Below are 25,211 nucleotides of genomic sequence, written 5' to 3' on the forward strand. Positions count from 1 at the left end.
ATGGCCGAAGGGTAGTGCTGCGCGGACACCACCGGTCCGCGCGTGTCCGCGCGCGGAGGCTTCTGGAAAGGCCTGACGCACATGGCACAGCCCTTCTCACTGCCGGACTTCTATGTTCCGTATCCGGCACGGCTCAACCCTCATGTGGAGGCGGCACGCACGCACACCCGCGAGTGGGCCCGTTCCATGGGGATGCTGGAGGGGTCCGGCATCTGGGAGGAGAAGGACCTGGAGGCGCACGACTACGCCCTCCTGTGCGCCTACACCCACCCCGACTGCTCGGCCGAGGCCCTGTCCCTGGTCACCGACTGGTACGTGTGGGTCTTCTTCTTCGACGACCACTTCCTGGAGCTGTTCAAGCGCACGCCCGACCGGGAGGGCGGCAAGCGGCATCTGGACCGGCTGCCCGCCTTCATGCCGATGGAGCGGGGCGCGGCGACGCCGGAGCCTACGAGCCCCGTCGAGGCGGGGCTCGCCGATCTGTGGGCCCGGACGGTCCCGGCGATGTCGGACGCCTGGCGGGCCCGGTTCGCGGAGGCGACGGAGAACCTCCTCAACGAGTCCCTGTGGGAGCTCGCCAACATCCACGAGGGCCGCATCGCGAACCCCGTCGAGTACATCGAGATGCGCCGCAAGGTGGGCGGTGCGCCCTGGTCCGCCGGCCTGGTGGAGTACGCGGCGAACGCCGAAGTGCCCGCGACGGTCGCCGACGCCCGCCCGCTGCGGGTGCTGCGGGACGCCTTCTCCGACGGGGTGCACCTGCGCAACGACCTCTTCTCCTACCAGCGCGAGGTGGAGGACGAGGGGGAGAACAGCAACGGCGTGCTGGTGCTGGAGAAGTTCCTCGGCTGCTCGACGCAGGAGGCCGCCGAGGCCGTCAACGACCTGCTGACCTCGCGGCTCCAGCAGTTCGAGAACACCGCGCTCACCGAGCTCGGCCCGCTCTGCGCCGAGAAGGGCCTGGACCCGACGCAGACCGCCGCCGTGCTGGCGTACGTCAAGGGGCTCCAGGACTGGCAGTCCGGCGGCCACGAATGGCACATGCGCTCCAGCCGCTACATGAACGGCGGCGGCGCGGGTGAGGCCGTGGCCGGCTTCGGCATGTCCGCCGCCTCCATCCGGTTCACGCTCCGCTCGGAGACCGCCCGGGCCCGCAGCCACAGCCATGTGCCGTACCAGCACGTGGGCCCCTCGCTGCTGCCGGACTTCGACCTGCCGTTCGGGACGACGCTGAGCCCGCATCTGGAGGGGGCCCGGGTCCGGGTCGTCGACTGGGCGCGGCGGATGGGCATCCTGGAGGCCCAGCCGGGCGTGCCGGGTTCGCACATCTGGGACGAGCGGCGGATCATCGCGATCGACCTGCCGCTGTGCGCGGCGGGCCTGCATCCGGACGCGACCCCGGACGAGCTGGACCTGTCCTCGGCGTGGCTGGCCTGGGGGACGTACGGGGACGACTGGTTCCCGGTCGTGCACGGGCGGGCCCGGGACCTGGCGGGCGCGCGCCTGGCCAACGAGCGGCTGTCGCTGTTCATGCCGCTGGACGGCGAGGGGACGCCGGAGCCGGTGAACGCCCTGGAGCGGAGTCTGGGCGATCTGTGGCGCAGGACGGCCGCGCCGATGGACGAGGGCGGGCGGCGCACTTTCCGGACCGCGATCGAGTCGATGACCGAGAGCTGGCTGTGGGAGCTGGCGAACCAGGCGCAGAACCGTATCCCCGATCCGGTGGACTACGTGGAGATGCGGCGGGCGACGTTCGGTTCGGACCTGACGATGAGCCTGTGCCGGCTCGGGCACGGCAGGAAGGTCCCGGACGAGGTCTACCGCAGCGGTCCGATGCGTTCCCTGGAGAACGCGGCGGCGGACTACGCGTGTCTGATGAACGACCTGTTCTCGTACCAGAAGGAGATCGAGTACGAGGGAGAGGTGCACAACGGCGTCCTGGTCGTGCAGAACTTCTTCGGCGTCGACTATCCGACGGGCGTGGCGATCGTGCACGACCTGATGAACTCGCGGCTGCGGCAGTTCCTGCACGTCGCCGAGGTCGAACTCCCCGTGCTGTACGACGACTTCGGCCTGGACGCCGAGGCGCGGGACATCCTGGCGGGCTATGTGCAGGAGCTCAAGCACTGGATCGCGGGAATCCTGATCTGGCACCGGGGCTGCCGCCGCTACCGCGAGGAGGACCTGCGGCAGGGCCACGCCGCCCCCTGGCATCTGAGCGGCCCCACGGGGCTTGGTACGTCGGCGGCACAGGTGACCCGGATGATGGCCCAACTGGCGGGCAGCCCGGCGTAGTTCACGGTCCGTGGCTCGCCGCGCGAGCAGCGCGGCGAGCCACGGCGGCGCACGGGGCACGGAAAAGGCCGCCCGGCATATGCGGGCGGCCTATGGAGATACGTTTCAGCCTTGCTGGAACAGCTCTGCGGGCAGGGGCTTGAGCAGGGTGTAGAGGTCGTCGGTGATCGGCCGGTCCCAGCTGGCGATGGTCACGAGGACACCGTCGCTCCGGTCGAACTGGACGCAGGCGATCCGGCTCTCGGAGAGCTTGATGCGGCGGACGATCAGCAGGTTGTCCCCCTGCATCACCGGAACGTCCTCGGAGCTGACGACTTCGATCGGCTCGTCGTTCTCCAGGGCGAGCAGCAGCTGCGCCACCTCGAAGGGGACCTGCCCCTCCTCGGTCTCCCGGGCGGGCGAACCGGCCGGGAGGTTGCCGATGATCATGGCCGGGCCGCGGCCGCCGTACAGGTCGTACCGGAGGAAGACGCCCTGGCAGCTGCCGTCGGGGGCGGGGAGCAGACCGGCGCCGAGGTTGCCGGGCCAGTCCCCCGGGTCCATGGCCAGGACGTCGAAGTCCGGGCCCGCGGGTGTTGCGGCGCTACGGCGGCGGAGGAAGGACATGCTGCCATGTTACGTGGCCCGGCTCACGTCGCGGAGCCGGGCCCGGGCGGATCGCGCCCGGCCCGGCAGTGCCGGGAGCCGACGGGGTTCCGGTGCCCTCCGGTGCGGCGCGCGCCCTGGGCGCCGCCCTTGTTCAGCCTGCGGGCGGCTCGGCTCCCACCAGCCACATCGAGAAGAACTGAGCCCCTCCGCCGTAGGCGTGGCCGAGCGCCCTGGCGGCCCCGTCGACCTGGTGGTCCCCGGCCGCGCCCCGGACCTGGAGGGCCGCCTCGGCGAAGCGGATCATGCCGGACGCGCCGATGGGGTTGGTGGAGAGCACCCCGCCCGAGGGATTCACCGGGAGGTCGCCGTCGATCTCGGTGACGCCCGCCTCGGTGAGCTTCCAGCCCTCGCCCTCGTCGGCGAAGCCGAGGTTCTCCAGCCACATCGGCTCGTACCAGGAGAACGGCACGTACATCTCGACGGCGTCGATCTCCCGGCGCGGGTCGGCGATCCCGGCCTGCCGGTAGACGTCGGCGGCGCAGTCCTTGCCCGCCTGCGGGGAGACGAAGTCCTTGCCCGCGAACAGGGTGGGTTCGCTGCGCATCGCGCCGCCGTGCACCCAGGCGGGCGGATGCGGGGAGCGGGCCGCGCCCTCGCGGTCGGTGAGGATCATCGCGCACGCCCCGTCGGAGGAGGGGCAGGTCTCGGAGTAGCGGACCGGGTCCCAGAGCATGGGCGAGGACTGGACCTTCTCCAGGGTGATGTCGTGGTCGTGGATGTGCGCGTAAGGGTTCTTGAGGGCGTTGCGGCGGTCCTTGTACGCGACGAGGGAGCCGACGGTGTCGGGGGCGCCGGTGCGGCGCATGTACGCGCGCACGTGCGGGGCGAAGAAGCCGCCCGCCCCGGCCAGCAGCGGCTGCTGGAAGGGGACGGGCAGGGAGAGGCCCCACATGGCGTTGGACTCGGACTGTTTCTCGAAGGCGAGGGTGAGGACGGTGCGGTGGACGCGGGCGGCGATGAGACCCGCGGCGACCAGGGCGGTGGAGCCGCCGACCGAGCCCGCGGTGTGGACCCGGAGCATGGGTTTGCCGACCGCTCCGAGCGCGTCGGCGAGGTAGAGCTCCGGCATCATGACGCCCTCGAAGAAGTCGGGGGCCTTGCCGATCACGACGGCGTCGATGTCGCTCCAGGTCAGCCCGGCGTCCTCCAGGGCCCGGACGGCGGCCTCGCGGACGAGGCCGGCGATGGACACGTCGTGCCGGGCGGCGACGTGTTTGGTCTGGCCGATGCCGACGACGGCCACGGGCTCCTTAGGCATGAGCGCTCTCCCCTTCCAGGACGGCGACCAGGTTCTGTTGCAGGCAGGGTCCTGAGGTGGCGTGGGCGAGCGCCCGGTCGGACTGGCCCCGGTGGATGCGGGCGGCGGCCTCGCCGAGCCGGATGAGGCCCGCGGCCATGATCGGGTTGGCGGCGAGCGCACCGCCGGACGGGTTGACGGCGACGTCGTCGCCGAGCCCGAGGACGCCTCGCAGGACGACCTCCTGCGAGGTGAACGGGGCGTGCAGCTCGGCCGTGTCGACGGGTCGCTCGAAGGCTCCGGCGTGCTGGGCGGCGAGCCGCGTGGAGGGGCTGTCGGTCAGGTCGCGGACGCCGAGGCCGTGGGCCTCGATGCGGTGGTCGATGCCCCGGATCCAGGCGGGCCGTTCGCACAGGGCGCGGGCGGTGTCCCCGGCGGCGAGGATCACGGCGGCCGCGCCGTCGCCGATGGGCGGGCAGTCGCCGGTACGCAGGGGCCGCACCAGGTGGCCGCCCGCGGGGACGTCGCCGGTGAGCTGGGCGTACGGGTTGTCGGCGGCGGCGAAGCGGTTGCGGGCGGCGACCTCGGCGAGGGCAGGTTCGTCGGTGGCTCCGGCGTCGATGAGGGCCTGCGCCTGGAGGGCGGCGAGCGCGACGGAGTCCGGCCAGAGCGGGGCCACGTAGTACGGGTCGAGCTGGCGGGTGAGGACGTCGCGGACCTGGCCGGGCGAGGACTTGCCGTAGGCGTAGACGAGGGCCGTGTCCGCCTCGCCGGTCATGATCTTCACCCAGGCCTCGTACAGCGCCCAGGCCCCGTCCATCTCGACATGGGACTCGGAGATGGGCGGGTGGGCGCCGACGCCGTCGAGCGCCATGGTGAAGGAGAAGGCCCGCCCCGCGAGGTAGTCGGCCGAGCCGGAGCAGGTGAAACCGATCTCGTTGGCCTTGAGGTTGGTCGCGCCCAGCACCTCGTGGAGCACGGGCATCAGCAGGTCGACCTCGGAGAGCTCGTCGGTGCGCCGCCGGTGCGCGCTCTGGGCGAAGGCGACGATCGCCACGTCTCGCATCTACACCAGCTCCTTGTACGTGTCGTAGTCGGCGTCGGGCTCGCCGGTGGGCCGGTAGTGGTCGGGGTGGGGGGACCCCCCAGCAGCACCGCTCCAGACGGGCTCGACGCGCAGCCCCATGCGCACCTGGTCGTAGGGGATTCCGGCGATGCGTCCGTGCAGGGCCAGGTCGGCGCCGTCGAGGGCGATGTGGGCGTAGACGTAGGGGACTTCGATGTCCAGGTTCTTCGCTTTGATGTTGACGATGCAGAAGGTGGTGACGGTCCCGCGCGGGCCGACCTCGACCTGCTCGGCGGTGGCGACCCCGCAGGTGGGGCAGGCGCCGCGCGGCGGGACGTAGACCTTGCGGCAGGCGGGGCAGCGTTCGCCCACGGTGCGGTGCCCTTCGAGGGCCTTCAGGTAGGCGCTCTGGGCGCGGCCGGGGGTGTGGACGTAGTCGAGGCGGGCAGGGGCGACGATGCGGGTGACGGGGTCGGTGAACTCCCCGGTGTGCGGGGTGGGTTCGGCCGGGCCGGGCTCGCCGTCGTACGGTTCGAAGCAGGCGATGTCGGTGATGGCGCCGGTGCGCGTCTCGGCCCAGCGGACACGGACGCGCATGCCGGTGTGCACGGCGTCCGGTCCGGGCGCGTCGAGGGCGTGCAGGAGTGCGGTGCCGGCCCCGTCGAGGCGGACGAGCACCCAGGCGAACGGGGTGTCCAGCGGCTGGCCGCGGCGCGGGGACGGGTTCCAGGCCCAGGTGGTGACGGTGCCGGTGGGGGCGACCTCGACGAGCTCGCGCAGTTCGCCCGCGGTGACCGGGTCGTACTCGACGGGCGGCACGAGGACTGTGCCGTCCTCCGTGCGGACGCCGAGGACGGTGCGTTCGCGCAGTCCGGTCAGGAAGGCGCTCTGGACGGGGCCGAGGGAGCGGGTGAAGGGGAATTCGACCACCAGCGGGGCGCTGAGGACATCGGTCATGGCTCTCTCCGTAGGCTGGGGGGTCAGGCGCGCCGGTAGACGGGCGGGCGCTTCTCCGCGAAGGCCCGGGCGCCCTCCTTGGCGTCCTCGGTGGCGAACACGGGCCAGCCGCGCTTGAGTTCGGCGGCCAGGGCCTCGCTCTCGGTCAGCTCGGCGCCCTCGTGGACGGAGGCCTTGACGGCCTCGACGGCGAGCGGCCCGCAGGCGTTGACCCGCTCGGCGACGGCGAGGGCCTCGTCCAGGGCGGTGCCCTCGGGGACGACCCTGCCTATGAGCCCGATGGCGGCGGCCTCCTCGGCGGTGTACGAGCGGCCGGTGAGGAGCATTTCGAGGGCGTGCGTGCGGGGGATCTGGCGGGGCAGCCGGACGGTGGAGCCGCCGATGGGAAAGAGGCCGCGGCGGACCTCGAAGAGCCCGAAGGTGGCGCCCGCTCCGGCGATGCGGATGTCGGTGCCCTGGAGGATCTCCGTGCCGCCCGCGACACAGGGCCCCTCGACGGCGGCGATCACCGGTTTGCGGGGGCGGTGGTGGCGCAGCATCGCCTTCCAGTGGAGGTCCGGGTCGGCGGTCATCCGCTCCCGGTACTCCTCGCCCTCCATCCCGCCGCCCGCGAGCGCCTTGAGGTCCATGCCCGCGCAGAACGCGCCGCCCGCGCCGGTGAGGACGACGGAGCGGACGGTGTCGTCCTCGTCGGCCTCGATCCAGCCGTCGTACAGGCCGACGAGCATCGGCAGCGAGAGAGCGTTCCTGGCCTGTGGTCTGTTCAAGGTGAGCACCAGCGTGGCGCCTTCGCGCCGCACGGTGAGGTGTTCCGTACCGCCCATGACCGACTCCTGTTCTCCAGACCTGGAACAGGTTGCAGTAGCCGGGGACGCAGTTCAATAGTTTTCTGACAGACAGTCAGATTCTTTCGGCGCCACCCCTTCCCACTTGTGCCGTCCGGCGCTCTAATGACGGCCGAGTCGCCAGTCATCCGGGGTCAGGAGGAACGGTGGAGTTCAACCTTGCCGACCTGTTCGAGTCGGTCGTGGACGCGGTCCCCGACCGCGAGGCGCTCCTCTACGTCGACCATCCCGGTACGGGCGCCGAGCGGCGGCTGACCTACGCGGAACTGGACGCCGCCGCCAACCGGATCGCCCACCACCTCATCGACGCGGGAATCCGCCCGGGCGAGCACCTGGGGCTGCACCTCTACAACGGGGTGGAGTACCTCCAGACGGTCCTGGGCGCGCTGAAGGCTCGGATCGTGCCGGTGAACGTCAACTACCGCTATGTGGAAGAGGAACTGGTCTACCTCTACCGGGACGCGGATCTCGCGGCGCTCGTCTTCGACGGCGAGTTCGACGAGCGGGTCGCGGCGGCCGCCCCGCAGGCCCCGGCGCTGCGCCGGCTGGTCCGGGTGGGGCCCGCCGCCACGCCCGAAGGCCTCGCTACCGTCCCCTTCACCGAGGCCGAGGCCTCCGGATCGCCCCTGCGGGGCTTCGCACCGCGCTCCGCGGACGACCAGTTCATCATCTACACCGGTGGCACGACGGGCATGCCCAAGGGTGTGATGTGGCGTCAGGAGGACCTGTTCTTCTCGGGACTCGGCGGTGGCGCGCCGACCGGTGACCCGGTGAAGAGCCCGCAGGAACTGGCCGAGCGGGTCGCGGCGGGCGGCGACGGCATCACCTTCTTCCCCACCCCGCCGCTGATGCACGGCACCTCCACCCTGACCGCGTTCATCGGCTTCAACTTCGGCCAACGGGTCGTCATCCACCGCAAGTTCGTCCCCGAAGAGGTGCTGCGGACGATCGAGAAGGAGAAGGTCACCAGTGTGTCGCTGGTCGGCGACGCGATGCTGCGCCCGCTGATCGACTGCCTGAACGGGCCGCTCGCCGGGACGGACTGCTCCTCGCTGTTCTCCGTCTCCAGCTCCGGGGCGATCATGTCGGACTCGGTGCGGGCGGAGTTCCAGGCGCTCGTGCCGACGGTGATGCTGCTGAACAACTTCGGCTCCTCCGAGTCCGGCTTCAACGGCACGGCGACCGCCGACTCGGGCCCCGAGAGGGGCTTCCGGGTCCAGGTCAACGCCCGTACGGCCGTGGTCGATCCGGTGACGTACGAGCCGGTGGCGCCCGGCGAGCCGGGCCGTATCGCCCAGCGGGGCCACGTCCCGCTCGGCTACTACAACGACGCGGCCAAGACCGCCGACACCTTCTTCCGCAAGGGTGAGGAGCGGTGGGTGCTGCTCGGCGACATGGCGACCGTGGACGCGGACGGCATCGTCACCGTGCTCGGCCGGGGCTCGCAGTGCATCAACACCGGCGGGGAGAAGGTCTATCCGGAGGAGGTCGAGCAGGCGCTCAAGTCACATCCGGACGTGTACGACGCGCTGGTCGCGGGCGTCCCCGACGAGCGCTGGGGCAACCGGGTCGCAGCCGTGGTCCAACTGCGCCAGGAGGCCGAGGCGCTGGACCTCGACGCGCTCCAGGCGCACTGCCGGTCCCGGCTCGCCGGATACAAGATCCCGCGCGCGCTGGTCCTCACCGACGAGATCCGGCGCTCCCCGAGCGGCAAGGCGGACTACCGGTGGGCGAAGGCGGTGGCGGCGGCCGGGGGCTGACCCGGGTGCGCCGCCGTTGCGACGCGTACCGCCCGGCGCCGGTGGCACCGGAGCGCTGACGGTCACGCCAGGCCGAACGACCTGATCACCGCGAGGAAGGCGTCCGGCCGGGTCATGTGGATCAGGTGGCCCGCCTCGATGGTGACGAACGCGGCGCCGGGGATGGCGTCGGCCGTCCGGGCGAGCTGGTCCTGGTCGATGTGGCTGGTGGGGCCGCCGCCGATGACGAGGGTGCGCGCGGTGATCTCCCCGAGCCGTTCGCGGGCCTCGGGGTCGGGGGCGTTCAGCTGGGCGTCGGTGTCCGGGACGACGGGCCAGTCGAAGTCGAGCTCGCCCGCCGGGCGGACGGACGGGGGCCGGGGCGGGTCGAGCGGGAGGAGGGGCGGGGCGTCCTCGATGACCAGCCGCCCGACCAGGGCCGGTTCCCGCTGGGCCAGGAGGCAGGCGGCCACCCCGCCCATGGAGTGACCGACGACGGTCGCGCCCGCCAGGTTGCGTGCCTCCAGGAACGCGTGGAGGTCGTCGCGGAACAGCTCGAACGCATAGCGGCCTGGCCAGTCGCTGAGCCCGTGGCCCCGGAAGTCGGGGGCGTACACCCGGTGGTCGGCGGCCAGGTCCTCCGCGATCCGGGTCCAGGTCCCGCTGTTCCCGCCCCGGCCGTGGAGCAGGACGACCGGCGGGGCCCCGGGGTCACCCCACACCCGGTACGCGAGCCGGGTCCCGCCCGCCTGGACGCTGTGGACGGCCGGGTCGAGGAAGGCCGCGACCGTACGGGCGAAGCCACCCGGGTCGTCCAGCCAGGGGAAGTGACCCGCGCCGCGCTGGACGACGAACTCGGCTTGCGGGAAGAGCGCGGCGAGCTCCGTCGCCCGGTCCGGGCTCGGGTGACCGTCCAGCTCTCCGGCCAGGACCAGCACCGGCACCGCCAGTTCGCGCAGGGCGGCGGCCGTGCGAGCCGGGTCGAAGGCGCCCGTGCCCGCGTAGCGGTCACGGGCCTCGGGGTTGGTCTGTCCGGCGGAGGCGGCGGCGTGTGCTCGGGCCGCCTCGTCCCAGCGGCCATAGGTGAGCGGCCGGACCGCGGGCCACAGCTCGGCGAACGGCCCGCCGGCGAGCAGCGCCTCCTGGGCGGCCCGCGCCTGCGGGTACCAGGGCTCGTCGCGGCGCAGTTCGGCGGCCTCGCGCAGATCCTGGTCGCTCACCTCGATGCCCACAGCCCGGGTGCTGGGCGCGACGAGGGTCAGGGAGCGCAGGCGGTCCGGGTGGCGGGCGGCGTACAGCAGGGCCAGGTCGGCGCCCGCGGAGTGCGTCAGCACGTCGATCCGGTCGAGGCCCAGGTGGTCGCGCAGGGCCTCCACGTCGTCGACGAGACGGTCGCAGCGGTACGTCGAGGGGTCCCCGGGCACGGCGGAGTCACCGGTGCCGCGCAGATCCAGCAGGACGAGCTGTCGCCGGTCCGCGAGCCCTCCGAGGTCCCCGAGATACGCGCTCGCCCGCATCGGCCCGCCGGGCAGGCAGATCAGCGGCTCCCCCTCCCCCACCAGGTGATAGGCGAGCCGGGTCGTGTCGTACGCGGTGAAGATCGGCATACCCGCCATCCAAACAGGAACCCGTGCACCGCCGCACCGTACTTCGCGGCGGGCTGATTCGCGGGAGCTCCGCGCACCTCTTGCCAGCGCACCCGGCCTCCTGAATTACTGCTCCCAGGAAGATCGACCGAATGATCGGTCACCCGCTTCGGGAGAGGAAGGGCCCTGATGACGGCCATGCTGGACGCGGCGGAACGGCTCAGCCGGGACGAGCTGGAGGCCCTGCAACTGGAGCGGCTGAGGACCACGCTGCACCACGCGTACACCAACGTCCCCTTCTACCGCGAGGCGTTCGACCGTGCCGGACTGCGGCCCGAGGACTGCCGTACGCTCGCCGACCTGGCGCGCTTCCCGTTCACCGCTAAGGCCGACCTGCGGGACAACTACCCCTTCGGGATGTTCGCCGTGCCGGAGCGCGATGTCCGCCGCATCCACGCCTCCAGCGGCACGACCGGACGCCCGACCGTCGTCGGGTACACCGAACGGGACCTGGACACCTGGGCCGACGTGGTGGCCCGCTCGATCCGGGCGGCGGGCGGACGCCCCGGCCACAAGGTCCATGTGGCGTACGGATACGGGCTGTTCACCGGCGGGCTCGGCGCGCACTACGGGGCGGAGCGGCTCGGCTGCACGGTGATCCCGGCCTCCGGCGGCATGACCTCGCGTCAGGTGCGGCTGATCCAGGACTTCCGGCCCGAGATCGTCATGATCACGCCGTCCTACATGCTGACACTGCTGGACGAGTTCGAGCGGCAGGGCGTCGACCCGCGGACGACCTCCCTCAAGGTCGGGATCTTCGGTGCGGAGCCGTGGACGGAGGCGATGCGGCGGGAGATCGAGGAGCGGTTCGCCATCGACGCGGTCGACATATACGGGCTCTCGGAGGTGATCGGCCCGGGTGTGGCTCAGGAGTGCGTGGAGACGAAGGACGGCCTGCACATCTGGGAGGACCACTTCTACCCGGAGGTCGTGGACCCGTTCACCGGGGATGTGCTGCCGGACGGCGAGGAGGGCGAGTTGGTGTTCACCTCCCTGACCAAGGAGGCGATGCCGGTGATCCGCTACCGCACCCGGGACCTGACGCGGCTGCTGCCGGGGACGGCCCGGACCTTCCGCCGGATGGAGAAGGTGACCGGCCGCAGCGACGACATGGTGATCCTGCGCGGGGTGAACCTGTTCCCCACCCAGATCGAGGAGATCGTGCTGCGTACGCCTGCCGTCGCCCCGCACTTCCAGCTCCGGCTGACCCGGCAGGGGCGCCTCGACGCGCTGACCGTGCGGGCCGAGGCGCGGGGCGACGCGACGGCGGCCGAGCGGGAAGCGGCGGCCCTGGCGATCGCGGCGGCGGTGAAGGACGGGATCGGGGTGTCGGTCGGCGTCGAGATCGTGGACCCGGAGTCGCTGGAGCGCTCGGTGGGCAAGATCCGGCGGATCGTGGACCTGCGGGAGTCCGGCACACGGTGAGCACGGCCCCCGGGCAGGTCGGGGCCGTGCTCCGGTCCCACTCGTCGTGAGGGGCTGGTAGCGGGCATCGTGAGTGTGCCGCTCGGCGTGGCCCTGCACGGCTGGGTCATGCCCGCGATGGGCGGCCGGTTCAGGCCAGCTCGTCCCGCAGTTGCCGCTTGAGGATCTTTCCGCTGGCGTTGCGCGGGAGTGCGTCCACGAACACGACCCGCTTGGGCGCCTTGAAGGCGGTGAGCCTCTCGCGGGCGTGGGCGATGAGTTCGGCCTCGTCCGCCTCGCCTCGCAGGACGACGACGGCGGTGACGGCCTCGATCCAGCGGTCGTCCGGCAGTCCGATGACGGCGGTCTCGGCGACGGCGGGGTGGGTGTAGAGGGCGTCCTCGACCTGCCGGGAGGCGACGAGAACGCCGCCGGAGTTGATGACGTCCTTGACCCGGTCGACGACGGTGAGGAAGCCCTCGGTGTCGCGGACGGCGAGGTCGCCGGAGTGGAACCAGCCGTCGCGGAAGGCTGCCGCCGTCTCCTCGGGCTTGTCCCAGTAGCCGGAGCACAGTTGGGGCGAGCGGTAGACGACCTCGCCGGGGGTGCCGTCCGGGACGTCCTCGCCCTTCTCGTCGACGACCCGGGCTTCGACGAAGAGGACGGGCCTGCCGCAGGACTCCATCCGCCCCTCGTGCTCGTCGGGGCCGAGGACCGTGGCCAGCGGCCCGATCTCGCTCTGGCCGAAGCAGTTGTGGAAGGCCAGGCGCGGCAGGCGTTCGCGCAGCCGCTCCAGGACGGGTACGGGCATGATCGAGGCCCCGTAGAACGCCTTGCGGAGACCGGTGAGGTCACGGGCGGTGAACTCCGGGTTGTTGGCGAGGCCGATCCAGACGGTGGGCGGGGCGAACAGGCTGTCGGCCAGGCCCGCTTCGACGAGGTCGAAGATCCGGGTGGCGTCCGGCGCGTCGAGGATGGTGTTCTCCGCGCCCACCGCCAGATACGGCAGCAGGAACACATGCATCTGGGCGGAGTGGTAGAGCGGCAGGGAGTGCAGGGGCCGGTCGGTGGCGGTTAGGCCGAGGGCGGTGATGGCACTGACGTACTCGTGGACCAGGGCTCCGTGTGTCATCATCGCGCCCTTGGGCAGGGCGGTGGTGCCGGAGGTGTAGAGCAGCTGCACCAGGTCGCCGGAGGCGGGAGCGTGCTCCGGGGTGAAGGGCCGCTCGGTGGCCAGGGCCTCCAGCAGCGAGCCGGGCGCGTCGCGCAGGGTACGTACGGGGTGGCCCGCGGGAACGCGTTCCGCGAGATCCGGGTCGGTGAGGACGAGCGCGGATCCTGACTGGTCCAGGAGGTAGGCCAGGTCGTCGCCGGTGAGGTTCTGGTTGACCGGGACGTGCACCAGCCCGGCCCGGCAGCAGGCGAGGAAGGCGATCAGATAGGCGTCGGAGTTGTGGGCGTAGGCGGCCACCCGGTCGCCGGGGGCAAGTGCGTGCTCGTCGGTGAGGACGGCGGCGGCCGTGGAGACCGCGGCGTCCAGGGAGCGGTAGGTCCAGGCCCGGTCGGCGTACCGCACGGCGCTGCGTGCGGGGGTGCGCCGGGCGCTGCGGGTGAGGACGCCGTCGACTGTGCTGCTGCGTACACCGGTCATGGCGCGATCCTGGGCGGCCGGGGACCGGGGGTCAAGAGGCTGGATACCGACCAGACGGTCGACAGTCGCCGGGCCCCCGGGCCGAGTGGCACTCAGCTGTCGGGACGGTCCGTCAACCGCCCGCGCCGCCCGCACCGTTGGGAGGAAGACCTTGACTTCGCGCAACCGTCTGAGGCTGCTCGGAGTTGCCGGTCTCGCCCTGTTCGCCGTGTCGGCGGCATTCCAGCCCGGACCGACATGACGAAGCCCCTCGGCGAGACCGAGCGCGCGCATATGTTCCGGTCATGTTTCACATGTGAGGACGCGCACAATTCTCCACCCTTCACCGGAAATTATTCGGACGATGGGCACATCAGGTGCAAGATTTGCGCCGCACGCCCCGCACGCCGCGCTGCGCCGCAAGATCAACTTTGTTCAACTCTCCACTACGTGTGCCGACATGTCCGCATCGCGGCCAACCACTTCTTGCCAACGCACCACTACCTGTAGGCATGGCCGCAGCGGTCCGCCCGACCTTCGGACCGTTCATCGAACACCGCCACACCTGGGGGAACACCCATGTCCAGAATCACCCGCCGACGCGCACTGGGCGCCTCCGCCGGAGCCCTCGCCGGACTCGCCGTCGCCGGCGTGGCCAGCGCCGCCGGCCCTTCCGCCACCCCCGCACCTCGGGCTACAGCCGCGGAACGAGCCGCCTTCGACGAGGTCTACCAGGGCCGCCGCATACAGGGAGCACCCTCCCACCACGGCGGACACCACGACCACGGCAGCGGCTACCAGGTGCACATCGACGGCAAGGAGCTGCATGTGATGCGCAACGCCGATGGCACCTGGATCAGCGTTGTCAACCACTACGAGACCTTCGCCACCCCGCTCGCCGTGGCCCGCGCCGCCGTCGCCGAGCTTCAGGGCGCCGCACTCGTCCCTCTCGCCCTCGCCTGAACCCGGAGCACCAGCCATGACCGTACGCAAGAACCAGGCGAACCTCACCGCCACCGAGAAGAAGCGCTTCGTAGACGCCCTGTTGGAGCTCAAGCGCAGCGGCCGCTACGACACGTTCGTCACCACGCACAACGCCTTCATCATGAGCGACACGGACAACGGTGAGCGGGTCGGCCACCGTTCGCCCTCGTTCCTGCCGTGGCACCGCAGATTCCTCATACAGTTCGAGCAGGCACTCCAGTCCGTGGACGCGTCCGTGGCGCTGCCGTACTGGGACTGGGCCGCCGACCGCACCGCCGCGTCCTCGCTCTGGGCGGACGACTTCCTTGGCGGTACCGGGCGGAGCAGAGACGGCCGGGTGATGACCGGACCCTTCGCGTCGGACGCGGGCAGATGGCCCATCACCGTACGCGTGGACGGGCGCAGCTACCTCCGCCGCGACCTCGGAGCCGGCGGCCGGCAGCTGCCGACCCGGGCCGAGGTCGACTCGGTGCTCGCCATGAGCACATACGACACCGCGCCGTGGAACAGCGCGTCGGACGGCTTCCGCAACCATCTGGAGGGCTGGCGCGGCGTCAATCTGCACAACCGGGTCCATGTGTGGGTCGGCGGCCAGATGGCCACCGGAGTCTCGCCCAACGACCCGGTGTTCTGGCTGCACCACGCCTACATCGACAAGCTGTGGACCGACTGGCAGGCGCGCCACCCGAACTCGCCCTACCTCCCGGCCACGGGCACCGCCGACGTGGTGGATCTGCATGGCACCATGCGCCCGTGGAACGACGTGACACCGGCCGACATGCTCGACCACATCCCGCACTACACCTACGACACGCCGGCCTGAGCACCCAGGCCGGCGCGGAACCGGGAGTACCGGTCGGGCATCGAACGGCCATGGCACAGAGAGCGGGACAGGCCCCCTGAGCCCGCGTGTCGGCCACGGCGGAGCTCAGCGGACGCCACCACACCGCCGACACCGGCGGGGAGGCGGACAGGAGGGCCCATGCGCCACGGTGCCCCCGCCCCGATGGCGACGGGGCGAGGCGGTGAACGAAGCCCGGCGAGGTGACCGCACGTCTCCTGGCCGAGTACGAGGAGCGCATGGAGGCCCTCCGTACCGCAGAGCGGGGGGCCCTGCGGTCGGGGGGCGACTCCTGCTTGGAGGCGATACCGCCGCCCCCGCGTCGGTCGCCGACGACAGCGTTCTGCTGGGGCAGCTCCTGCCCGTCGGAACCGGCTCTGCGGTCGCCGTGGTGGCGGACAACGCGGGTCCGGGGGGGAGCGCGGCCTGCCCCTCCGGACCCGGTCGCCCCGGTCGTGGGCTACAACGGGCGCTCGAAGCCCTCCCAGTACGGCTCGCGCAGCCGCCGTTTGTAGAGCTTGCCGTTGGGGTCGCGGGGCATGGCGGCGATGAAGTCGACGCTCCGGGGGCGCTTGTACCCGGCGAGCCGCTCCTCGCAGTGGGCGAGGATCTCGGCGGCGAGCGCCTCGCCCGGCTCGTGGCCCTCCGCCGGTTCTATGACGGCCTTGACCTCCTCGCCCCGGTCGGCGTGCGGGATGCCGAAGGCGGCGGCGTCCGCGACGGCGGGGTGGGTGAGCAGGGCGGACTCGATCTCGGCGGGGTAGATGTTGACGCCACCGGCGATAATCATGTCGATCTTCCGGTCGCGGAGGAAGAGATAGCCCTCCGCGTCCAGCACGCCGAGGTCGCCGACGGTGAAGAAGTCGCCGATGCGGTTTCTGCGGGTCTTGGTCTCGTCCTTGTGGTAGCTGAAGCCGCCGGTGCTCATCTTCATGTAGACGGTGCCCAGTTCGCCGGGCGGCAGGCGGTTGCCGTCGTCGTCGAAGACGGCCAGCTCGCTGATCGGCCAGGCCCTGCCGACGGTGCCGGGCTTCTTCAGCCAGTCCTCGGCGGTGGCGAACGCCCCGCCGCCCTCGCTCGCCGCGTAGTACTCCTCGACGCAGCTCCCCCACCACTCGATCATGGCCCGCTTCACATGGTCGGGGCACGGGGCCGCCCCGTGGATCGCGTGCCGCATGGAGGAGACGTCGTAGCGGGCCTTCACCTCGTCGGGCAGCGCGAGCAGCCGGTGAAACTGGGTCGGGACCATATGGGTGTGGGTGCAGCGGTGCGCGTCGATGAGGCGGAGCATCTCCTCGGGCGCCCAGCCGTCCATCAGGACGAGCGGGTGGCCGATGTGGAGTGCGGCGCCCGCGAACTGGAGTACGGCGGTGTGGTAGAGCGGCGAGCAGACCAGGTGGACGTTGTCGTCGAAGGGCCGGATGCCGAAGATGCCGAGGAACCCGCCGAGATAGGTCTCCTCGGGCCGCTTGCCCGGCAGCGGTCGGCGGATGCCGCGCGGACGGCCGGTGGTGCCGGAGGTGTAGTTCATGACCCAGCCGAGGGTGCGCCCCTCGGGCGGGCTCACGGGGTGCCCTTCGAGGAGCTCGGCGTACGGGCGGCTGCCGGGTACCGCGCCGACGCCGTAGCGGTGACCGGCCGGCAGCTCCGCCTCGTCGGCGGCGGCGGTCGCGGCGGCCGCGAAGCGTTCGTGGGCGATCAGGGCCCGGGCACCCGAGTCGGCGACGATCCAGGCGATCTCGGGGCCGACGAGGTGGTGGTTGACGGGGACGAGGTAGAAGCCCGCCTGGGATGCGGCGAGGTAGGCGGTGAGGAGTTCGACGCCGTTGGGCAGCACGACGGCGAACGCGTCGCCCTCGCGCAGTCCCGCCGCGCGCAGTCCGTGGACCATGCGGTTGACGTCGGCGTGCAGCCGGCCCGCGCTCCACTCCTCGCCGCCGGGGGCGATCAGTACCGTGCGGTCGGGGTCGGCGGCGGCCTGGGCCCAGAAGCCGTTGGGGGGCTGGCTCACGTGGCGCTCCTTCCGGCGATGCGGTTGATGCGGGTGACAGCCCGTTCGAAGCCGCGGGTCAGGTCGTCGACGACGGCCCGCACGCTGCGTTCGCTGGTCATCCGCCCGACGATCTGCCCGACGGGGGTGCCGAGCAGCTCTCCCACCTCGTACTTCTGGATCCGGGACACGGCCTCGGCGACCAGCAGGCCCTGGAGCGGCATGGGCAGGGTGCCCGGCCCGGCCGTGTCGTCCCAGGCGTCGGTCCATGCGGTACGGAGCTGGCGGGCGGGCTTTCCGGTGAGGGCGCGGGAGCGGACGGTGTCGCCGGAACCCGCGGCCAGCAGCTTGGCGGTGAGGGCCTCCGAGTGCAGGTCTGCCTCCTCGGTGGTGAGCCAGAGGGAGCCGAGCCAGACGCCCTGGGCGCCGAGGGCGAGCCCGGCGGCGACCTGTTCGCCGCTGCCGATTCCTCCGGCGGCGAGCACGGGCAGCGGGGCGACGGCCTCGACGACTTCGGGGACCAGCACCATGGAGCCGATCTCCCCGGTGTGGCCGCCCGCCTCGTACCCCTGGGCGACGACGACGTCGATGCCCGCCTCCGCGTGCCGCCGGGCGTGCCGGGCGCTTCCGGCCAGGGCGGCGACGAGGACCCCGTGGTCGTGGGCCCGTTGGATCACGTCGGCGGGCGGGGAGCCGAGGGCGTTGGCGAGGAGCTTGATCGGGTAGTCGAAGGCCACGTCGAGCTGGCCCCGGGCGACCTCCTCCATCCAGCCGGTGATGCGCCAGCCGGACGCCTCTCCCTCCGCGAGTTCGGGCACGCCGTAGCGGGTGAGGAGCTCCCGCACGAAGCCGCGGTGCTCCTCGGGGATCATCGCCTCGACGTCGGCCTCGGTGACGCCTTCGACCTTCTTGGCGGGCATGACGACATCGAGGCCGTAGGGCTTGCCGTCGGCGTGCTTGTGCAGCCGGTCGAGGTCGCGCGCGAGGTCGTCGGGCGCGGTGTAGCGGACGGCCCCGAGCACGCCGAAGCCACCCGCTCTGGTGATGGCCGCGGCCACCTCGGGGAACGGCGTGAAGCCGAAGATCGCGTGCTCGATTCCCAGTTGCTGGCTCAGCTCCGTCTCCATGGGCGGCAGGATGCCGCAGCGGCGCGGCCGAGGGAAGAGATTTCCTGATGGAACGTCAGATTCTTTGCGGGTCGGGAGACGTACGGGAGGGCGGGGGTGACAGTAACCTCTGCGACGGCAGGGACTTTCACTGCCCGGCGGGATTGCGGAAGTTACTTTCGCGCGGGTGGGGCACGCGGGCGCGAGCGCGGCCCGGCGGCCGGGCACCCGGCGCGGGAAGGGGTCGCGGATGACCGGGGAAGCGAAGGGCGACGGGCGGGCGGCGGCCGAGAGGCGCGTGCCCGGTGGCGGCATCGGCCGGCGCAGGCTGGGCGGCGGGATACTGGCCCTGGGCGGGGCGCTCGCGCTGACGCCGGTTCCGCTCGCGGGAGCGGCCGCCCGGAGGAGGCCGGACGGGGCCCCGGTGGCGGGCGGCACCACCAACGGAGCAGTGGGAGCGGACATGGACGCAGGGGCACACCGGCCCACGCTGCGCCGGGGCAGCGCCGCACACGCCGGGCTGCTCCAGGAGCCGCTGGACCAGCTCGTACGGGACGCCGAGGCGTACCTCGCCGACTCCCCCGAGCACCCCTGGTACGCGGGTGCGGTGCTGCTCGCCGGGCGGGGCGGCACGGTGGCGCTGCACCGGCCGATCGGCAAGGCGGTGCGCTATGCCGCGTACGACGAGAAGACCGGCACCGGGGTGGAGTTCCCGGCGGACCGGCAGATCCCGATGGCCGAGGACACCGTCTTCGACCTGGCATCGGTCTCCAAGCTGTTCACCTCGATCCTGGCGGTCCAGCAGATCGAGCGCGGCACGCTGGAGCTGGAGGCCGCCGTGGCCTCGTACCTCCCCGACTTCGCGGGCGGCGGCAAGCAGGACGTCACGGTCCGTCAGCTGCTGACGCACACCTCGGGTTTCCGGTCCTGGATTCCGCTCTACGAGGAGCCGACCCGGGAGGGAAAGCTCCGGATGCTGTGGAACGAGGTCCCGGCGAGCGCCCCGGGCAGCGCCTACCTCTACTCCGACCTCAACCTCATCTCGCTGCAACTGATCCTGGAAGAGATCACCGGCCACCCCTTGGACGCCCTGCTCCACGACGAGATCACCGCCCCGCTCGGAATGCACCGCACGCGCTACAACCCGCCCGCCTCCTGGAAGCCGAAGATCGCGGCGACCGAGGACGCCCGGCGGCCCTGGTCGGGCCTGGAGCGCGGGCTGGTCTGGGGCGAGGTGCACGACGAGAACGCGTTCAGCCTGGACGGGGTGGCGGGCCACGCCGGGGTGTTCTCCTGCGCCTGGGACCTGGCCGTCCTCGCCCGGACCCTCCTCAACGGCGGGACCTACGGCCGCTCCCGCATCCTGTCCGAGGACTCGGCCGACCTCCTGTTCACCGACTTCAACACCGCGTTCCCGGGCGACGAGCACGGGCTCGGCTTCGAGCTCTACCAGCACTGGTACATGGGTGCGATGGCCACCCCCCGCAGCGCGGGCCACACCGGGTTCACCGGTACCAGTCTGGTCCTCGACCCGTCGACGGACACCTTCCTCATCGTGCTGGGCAACTCCGTTCACCCGGTGCGGAGCTGGCGCTCGGGCAGCGCGCCCCGGGTGGCGGCCGCGAACCGGCTGGCTCGGGCCGTCCCGGTCCGGCCCGAGCGGGGGCGTACGGCCTGGTTCTCGGGGATGGCGAGCGCGTCCACCGCCACGCTGACCCTGCCCGCCCTGCGTCTGGGCTCGGCCCGGGCCCGGCTGGACTGCGCGCTGTGGTGGGACACCGAACCGTCCGCCGACCGCCTCGTCCTGGAGGCGTCGGAGGGGGCAGCGGGGCAGGACTGGCAGCCCGTGCCGTTCACCACCGTGCGCCCGGGCCCCGGCCACCGCCCGGACCCGCAGCCGCACCCGGCGGGCTGGGTGTCCGGCTGGTCGGGTCGCGTCTGGCACCGGCTGGAGGCGGACCTGTCGGCGTGGCGCGGGAAGCGTGTCCGGCTGCGGTGGCGCTACACGACGGACCAGCTGTACGTGGGGCGCGGCGCGTACGTGGACGGCCTGCGGGTCCGCGACGGAGCCCATACGGTCTTCGACTCCGACCGGCCCCGGGACGCGGGGCGGATCGGGGCGGCGGGCTGGGTGCCGTCGGCGGACTGAGCGACCCGGACCACGCGGCGGGCCGGGTCGCCTGCCGGCCACCGCCCGTTCGCGTCCCCGGGCCGCCCCCGCTCACCGCCCCAGCGCGGCCATCGCCGCGTTGTGGCCGGGAACCCCGCTGACCCCGCCGCCGCGCACCGCGCCCGCCCCGCAGAGCAGGACGTTGGCGTGCGCGGTCTCCACGCCCCAGCGGCCGGTGCCCTCCTCCGCGTACGGGAACGCGAGGTCGCGGTGGAAGATGTGGCCGCCGGGCAGCCTCAGGTCGCGCTCCAGGTCGAGCGGGGTCTTGGCCTCGATGCAGGGTTCGCCGTTCTCGTCGAGGGCCAGGCAGTCGGTGACCGGCTCCTCCAGGTGGGCGTCCAGTTCGGCGAGGGTCGCCTTCAGCAGGGCGGCGCGGGCGGCCTCGTTGTCGGCGGCGAACAGCCGCGCCGGAGTGTGCAGGCCGAACAGGGTCAGGGTCTGGTAGCCGCGCGCGGCGAGCTCGGGGCCGAGGATCGAGGGGTCGGTCAGCGAGTGGCAGTAGATCTCGGACGGCGGGGCGGCGGGCAGCCGTCCGGCCGACGCCTCCCGGTAGGCATCGGCCAACTGCCCGTACCCCTCGGCGATGTGGAACGTCCCGGCGAAGGCCTGCCGCGGGTCGACCGCGCGGTCGCGGAGCCTCGGGAGCCGGGTGAGCAGCATGTTCACCTTGAGCTGGGCGCCCTCGGAGGGCGGGGGCGGGGTGTCCCCGAGGAGGGCGGCCAGTGCCTGCGGGGAGGCGTTGACGAGTACCCGGCGGGCGGCGACGGTGTGTTCGCCGTCCGGGGTGCGGACGGCGACCTCGGCGGCGTGGCCGTCGGTCTCGATCCGGGTCGCCTCGTGCCGTACGCGGATCTCGGCGCCCGCCGCGCGGGCCGCCTCGGCCAGCGCGTCGGTGAGTGCGCCCATGCCGCCGACGGGGACGTCCCAGTCTCCGGTGCCGCCGCCGATGATGTGGTAGAGGAAGCACCGGTTCTGGAGGAGCGATGCGTCGTGGGCGTCGGCGAAGGTGCCGATCAGGGCGTCGGTAAGGACGACGCCGCGCACGAGGTCGTCGGTGAAGTTCCCCTCCACGGCCACGCCGAGGGGTTCCTCGAACAGCATCCGCCAGGCGTCGGGGTCATCGATCCGCTCGCGCAGGACGTCCCGGCCGGGCAGTGGTTCGGTGAGCGTCGGGAAGACCCGCTCGGCCACGCGTCGCGTCATCCCGTAGAACCGCTGCCAGGCCGCGTACTCGCGCTCGCCGCCGGTGAGCGCGGCGAAGGACTCCCGGGTGCCCTCGCCCGCGACGAGCAGTCCGGTGGGGCGCCCGTCGCGCACGGCGGGGGTATAGGAGGAGACGTTCCGCTTGCGTACGGCGAAGTCGAGGCCGAGGTCACGGACGATCTTGTCCGGCAGCAGGGACACCAGATACGAGTAGCGCGAGAGCCGGGCGTCCACCCCGGCGAAGGGGCGGGTCGAGATCGCCGCTCCCCCGGTGGTGCCGAGGCGTTCCAGGACCAGGACGGACTGTCCGGCGCGGGCGAGGTAGGCGGCGGCGACCAGACCGTTGTGGCCGCCGCCGACGATCACGGTGTCGTACCGGTCCCGGGCGGGCGGCTGACCTGCGACGGACCGGGGAGAGCGAGACTGAGGTGCGGGCATGCACCTTCGTAGCACGCGGCGTCCGTCCGGGACCAGAGGCGGCGGGTCACCGGGCCACGCCGCGGCGCCGGGCGTCAGCCCGGCGGTGCCGCGTTCTGTGCGCGGTGGGCGGCGAGGGCGCGGTGGATACCGGCGGCCTCCTGCGACCGTCCGAGCCGCTCCAGGCAGTGCGCCTCGTCGTTGCGGGCGGCCAGCGTCCGGGGGTGCGCGGGGCCCAGCGCCCGGCTGTGCGCCTCGGCGACCTGCCGGTACGCCACGAGTGCGTCGTTCCAGCGGCCGAGCCAGCCGAGGCCCACCGCGACCTCGCGGCGGCTGGTCACGGTGTCCGGGTGATCGGGTCCCAGGGTGCGTTCCCGCAGGGCGCAGACGTCGCGTGCCTGGGACAGGGCCTCCTCCCAGCGGCCCATCCGCCCCAGGTTGACCCCGAGGCCGTGGCGGGCGCGCAGGGTCTCGGGGTCGGCCGGCCCCGCCGTCCGCGTACGGTCGGCGACCAGCGACCGGTACAGCTCCAGGGCCTCGGCGTTGCGGCCGAGGCGGCCGAGGCTGATGCCGGTCTCGTAGCGGGCGGCGAAGGTGTCGGGGTGGTCGGCCCCGAGGGCGGTCGCGCGGGCCCGTGCCACGTCCTGGTAGGTCTCCAGCGCCTCCGCGTGGCGGCCCAGTCGGCCCAGGACGTACGCCACTTCGTAGCGGGTCGCGAGAGTGTCGGGGTGCAGCGGGCCGAGCAGCCGGGCGCGGGCGTCGGCGACCTCGCGGGCCACCTGCCAGGCCTCCTCGGGCCGCCCGAGCCGGCCGAGGTTGAACGCCAGGTTGTGGCGGCAGCGCAGGGTGTCGGGGTGGTCGGGGCCCATGGCGCGTTCGCGGGCGGCGAGGACGGTCTCGTACACCTGGTGGGCCTCGGCGTGGCGGCCGAGCTGTCCGAGGACGTACGCGGTCTCCTGGCGGGCGGCGAGCGTCTGCGGGTGGTCGGCGCCCAGGGTGCGTTCGCGGCCCTCGGCGACCCGGCCGAACTCGCGCAGGGCGTCCTCGGCCCGCCCCGTACGGCTGAGGGTGAAGCCGACCTCGTAGCGGCTGGCGAGGGTGTCGGGGTGGTCCGGGCCGAGGACGCGTGCGCGCTGGGCGGCGACCGCGCGGTGCACCTCGCCCGCCTCCTCCCAGCGGCCCAGGCGGCCGAGGTCGATGCCCGCGCTGTGGCGGCCCGCGAGGGCGGCGAGGAGGTCCGGGTCGGGCGGCCCGGTCGGTACCGACACGAAGGAGTGGGAGTGCGGGGCGGGCGCGGTGGCGGTCGCCGCGGTCCACCGCCCCGTCAGCCCGGCGGCCGGGTTCGACGGTTCGGGTGCGCCGTACAGGGTGCCGACCGCCCTGCGCCCGACCGTCATGGAGCGGGTCCAGGGGGGCAGGACGGCTTCACGCGGGGCGTCCCCGCTGTGCGTGAGGGGGCCGGGGAGGGGCTGTTCGCCGCTGCGGCCGAGGACGATGCGACGGCGCAGGTCGGCCGCGTCGGCGGGGCGTTCGTCGGGGGCCTTGGCGAGCAGGTCGAGGACGACGCGGTCGAAGAAACCGGGGAGCTCGGCACGGTGGGTGCGCGGCGGTTCCGGCCGGGTGTCGCGGTGTCCGACGAGGACGGCCCAGGCGTCGTCCTGGTCGAACGGCGGGACGCCGGTGGCGATCTCGTACAGCACACACCCCAGCGAGTAGAGGTCGCTGCGGTGGTCGACCTCCTTGCCGCTGATCTGCTCGGGCGACATGTAGTGCGGGGTGCCCATGGCGATGCCGGTGGTGGTGAGGCGGGAGGTCATACCGATGTCGTGGCCGAGGCGCGCGATGCCGAAGTCGCAGATCTTCACGGTGCCGTCGGTCAGCCGCATGATGTTGGCGGGCTTGAGGTCGCGGTGGACGATGCCCTGGCGGTGGGTGTAGCCGAGAGCGTCGGCGACCTGTTCCGCGATGTCGACGACATGGTCGACGGGCAGTGGGTGCTGCTTGTTCTCCTCCAGGAGCTGGCTGAGGTTGTGCCCGTCGAGCAGCTCCATGACGAGATACAGCACGCCCTCGTGCTCGCCGAAGTCGTGGACGACGGTGACGCCCCGGTGCTGGAGGGAGGCGGCCACCCGGGCCTCACGTCGGAAGCGTTCGCGCAGGATGCGGGTGAAGGCCTGGTCGTGTTGCGGGCCCATGGGTTTGAGGCATTTGACGGCGACCTGCCGGCCCAGCGACTCGTCGCGGGCGCGCCACACCTCGCCCATGCCGCCGCGCCCGATCAGTTCGAGCAGCCGGTAGCGGCTCTGGATCAGCCTGGTGTCCGCCATCTGCCGCTTCCCGCCCCCGTAGTCCCGCCGCTCCCCGCCGTTGCGCCCTCCCCGGCCGGTCCAGTATGGCCGCCCGGCGGCGGAGTGTGTACGCGGCGGTGCAGGTACCGGGTCCGCCGGCCGTTGCCTGCCGCTGCTCGGGCACCGCTCCTCAGGCGCCGCCCAACCACGAGCCTCTGGCTGCCGATGCGACGAGCTCCCCGAGGCCGAGGGCGACCGGAACGGGCACCAGCAGGAGGAGTCCCACGCGGACCAGGGACGGGGCGGCGATCGCGACCACCTCATCGGGAGCACGTGTCGTGAAGAAGTCCCGCCAGCGCAGGACCTCCCCTCCGCTGCACGCCCAGAAGAACAGCCCGGTCACGAGGAGGACCGAGCCCGTCACGAGTCCCAGAAAGGCGGTCGCGTCCAGCAGGTCGACACGGTCCTCGTGCTCTCTGAGGGCGAACGTCGCGACGGTCACGCAGATGGCCGCCCCCGCTCCGTACGCCGCACCGCGCACCGCGACCCCGCCGAACCGCAGACGCGGTTCGAGCACCCCGCTGCCGCCTCTGGCCACCCTGCCCATGCCTGCCCCTCCCCCGCCGTCACCGCCGAACCGTAGCAGCGGACGCGGGCCGCGGGCTTGCCGTCCCACCGTTGCGAGCCGTGCGCCCGGCTTCCGCGGTGACCGCCCGCCGCACCGCCGAGGCGCGGCGGGCGGTCA

At 72.6% G+C, this 25,211-nt stretch carries 18 protein-coding genes; 6 read left to right on the forward strand and 12 right to left on the reverse strand.

What is annotated here, in order from left to right:
- The first annotated feature begins 81 nt into the window (after positions 1 to 81).
- Complete coding sequence (locus RI138_RS00740; protein WP_311118298.1) at positions 82 to 2,295, forward strand: terpene synthase family protein; 2,214 nt, start codon at positions 82 to 84, stop codon at positions 2,293 to 2,295.
- 105 nt (positions 2,296 to 2,400) lie between these two features.
- On the opposite strand, the gene RI138_RS00745 is transcribed toward RI138_RS00740, so the two are convergent.
- The 5 genes from RI138_RS00745 to RI138_RS00765 form a co-directional block, all read right to left on the reverse strand.
- Positions 2,401 to 2,901, reverse strand: coding sequence for a hypothetical protein (locus RI138_RS00745; RefSeq protein ID WP_096630517.1), 501 nt, complete (start codon positions 2,899 to 2,901; stop codon positions 2,401 to 2,403).
- Between the two features lie 133 nt (positions 2,902 to 3,034).
- Positions 3,035 to 4,201 carry a thiolase domain-containing protein gene (locus RI138_RS00750; protein ID WP_311118299.1) on the reverse strand — a complete coding sequence of 389 codons (1,167 nt, stop codon included), beginning with the start codon at positions 4,199 to 4,201 and terminating at the stop codon, positions 3,035 to 3,037.
- Complete coding sequence (locus RI138_RS00755) at positions 4,194 to 5,246, reverse strand: thiolase domain-containing protein (protein WP_311118300.1); 1,053 nt, start codon at positions 5,244 to 5,246, stop codon at positions 4,194 to 4,196. The genes RI138_RS00750 and RI138_RS00755 overlap by 8 nt, the downstream gene beginning before the upstream one ends.
- Positions 5,247 to 6,203, reverse strand: a complete 957-nt coding sequence (locus RI138_RS00760) for a Zn-ribbon domain-containing OB-fold protein (protein WP_311118301.1) — start codon at positions 6,201 to 6,203, stop codon at positions 5,247 to 5,249.
- 23 nt (positions 6,204 to 6,226) lie between these two features.
- Positions 6,227 to 7,027 carry a crotonase/enoyl-CoA hydratase family protein gene (locus tag RI138_RS00765; RefSeq protein WP_311118302.1) on the reverse strand — a complete coding sequence of 267 codons (801 nt, stop codon included), beginning with the start codon at positions 7,025 to 7,027 and terminating at the stop codon, positions 6,227 to 6,229.
- A gap of 167 nt (positions 7,028 to 7,194) precedes the next feature.
- Here RI138_RS00765 and RI138_RS00770 point away from each other — a divergent pair, with 167 nt between their 5' ends.
- On the forward strand, positions 7,195 to 8,808 hold the full coding sequence (locus RI138_RS00770) for an acyl-CoA synthetase (RefSeq protein WP_311118303.1): 1,614 nt from the start codon (positions 7,195 to 7,197) through the stop codon (positions 8,806 to 8,808).
- A gap of 62 nt (positions 8,809 to 8,870) precedes the next feature.
- On the opposite strand, the gene RI138_RS00775 is transcribed toward RI138_RS00770, so the two are convergent.
- Positions 8,871 to 10,394: an alpha/beta fold hydrolase gene (locus tag RI138_RS00775; protein ID WP_311118304.1), complete on the reverse strand. Its 1,524-nt coding sequence runs from the start codon at positions 10,392 to 10,394 to the stop codon at positions 8,871 to 8,873.
- Between the two features lie 168 nt (positions 10,395 to 10,562).
- Here RI138_RS00775 and paaK point away from each other — a divergent pair, with 168 nt between their 5' ends.
- Positions 10,563 to 11,858, forward strand: a complete 1,296-nt coding sequence (paaK, locus tag RI138_RS00780) for a phenylacetate--CoA ligase PaaK (RefSeq protein WP_311118305.1) — start codon at positions 10,563 to 10,565, stop codon at positions 11,856 to 11,858.
- A gap of 130 nt (positions 11,859 to 11,988) precedes the next feature.
- On the opposite strand, the gene RI138_RS00785 is transcribed toward paaK, so the two are convergent.
- Positions 11,989 to 13,488: an acyl-CoA synthetase gene (locus tag RI138_RS00785; RefSeq protein ID WP_311118306.1), complete on the reverse strand. Its 1,500-nt coding sequence runs from the start codon at positions 13,486 to 13,488 to the stop codon at positions 11,989 to 11,991.
- Between the two features lie 558 nt (positions 13,489 to 14,046).
- On the opposite strand from RI138_RS00785, the gene melC1 reads away from it, so the two are divergent.
- Together melC1 and melC2 are read left to right on the forward strand one after the other, a co-directional pair.
- Positions 14,047 to 14,430, forward strand: coding sequence for an apotyrosinase chaperone MelC1 (gene melC1, locus RI138_RS00790; protein ID WP_311118307.1), 384 nt, complete (start codon positions 14,047 to 14,049; stop codon positions 14,428 to 14,430).
- Between the two features lie 16 nt (positions 14,431 to 14,446).
- Complete coding sequence (gene melC2 / locus RI138_RS00795; RefSeq protein ID WP_311118308.1) at positions 14,447 to 15,274, forward strand: tyrosinase MelC2; 828 nt, start codon at positions 14,447 to 14,449, stop codon at positions 15,272 to 15,274.
- 478 nt (positions 15,275 to 15,752) lie between these two features.
- Here melC2 and RI138_RS00800 read toward each other — a convergent pair whose 3' ends face one another.
- Positions 15,753 to 17,303, reverse strand: coding sequence for an acyl-CoA synthetase (locus tag RI138_RS00800; RefSeq protein WP_311118309.1), 1,551 nt, complete (start codon positions 17,301 to 17,303; stop codon positions 15,753 to 15,755).
- Positions 17,300 to 18,409 carry an NAD(P)H-dependent flavin oxidoreductase gene (locus RI138_RS00805; RefSeq protein WP_311118310.1) on the reverse strand — a complete coding sequence of 370 codons (1,110 nt, stop codon included), beginning with the start codon at positions 18,407 to 18,409 and terminating at the stop codon, positions 17,300 to 17,302. Before RI138_RS00805 ends, RI138_RS00800 begins: the two co-directional genes overlap by 4 nt.
- A gap of 229 nt (positions 18,410 to 18,638) precedes the next feature.
- On the opposite strand from RI138_RS00805, the gene RI138_RS00810 reads away from it, so the two are divergent.
- Entirely contained in the window at positions 18,639 to 20,537 is a 1,899-nt protein-coding gene (locus tag RI138_RS00810) for a serine hydrolase (protein WP_311118311.1), read from the forward strand.
- A gap of 72 nt (positions 20,538 to 20,609) precedes the next feature.
- Here RI138_RS00810 and RI138_RS00815 read toward each other — a convergent pair whose 3' ends face one another.
- The 3 genes from RI138_RS00815 to RI138_RS00825 all read right to left on the reverse strand — a co-directional run bounded on the left by RI138_RS00815 (position 20,610) and on the right by RI138_RS00825 (position 25,073).
- Complete coding sequence (locus RI138_RS00815; RefSeq protein WP_311118312.1) at positions 20,610 to 22,199, reverse strand: phytoene desaturase family protein; 1,590 nt, start codon at positions 22,197 to 22,199, stop codon at positions 20,610 to 20,612.
- 74 nt (positions 22,200 to 22,273) lie between these two features.
- Positions 22,274 to 24,505, reverse strand: a complete 2,232-nt coding sequence (locus tag RI138_RS00820; protein ID WP_311118313.1) for a serine/threonine-protein kinase — start codon at positions 24,503 to 24,505, stop codon at positions 22,274 to 22,276.
- A gap of 151 nt (positions 24,506 to 24,656) precedes the next feature.
- Complete coding sequence (locus tag RI138_RS00825) at positions 24,657 to 25,073, reverse strand: DUF6336 family protein (RefSeq protein ID WP_311118314.1); 417 nt, start codon at positions 25,071 to 25,073, stop codon at positions 24,657 to 24,659.
- Positions 25,074 to 25,211 lie beyond the last annotated feature (138 nt).

Source organism: Streptomyces durocortorensis, from assembly GCF_031760065.1.
GTDB lineage: Bacteria > Actinomycetota > Actinomycetes > Streptomycetales > Streptomycetaceae > Streptomyces.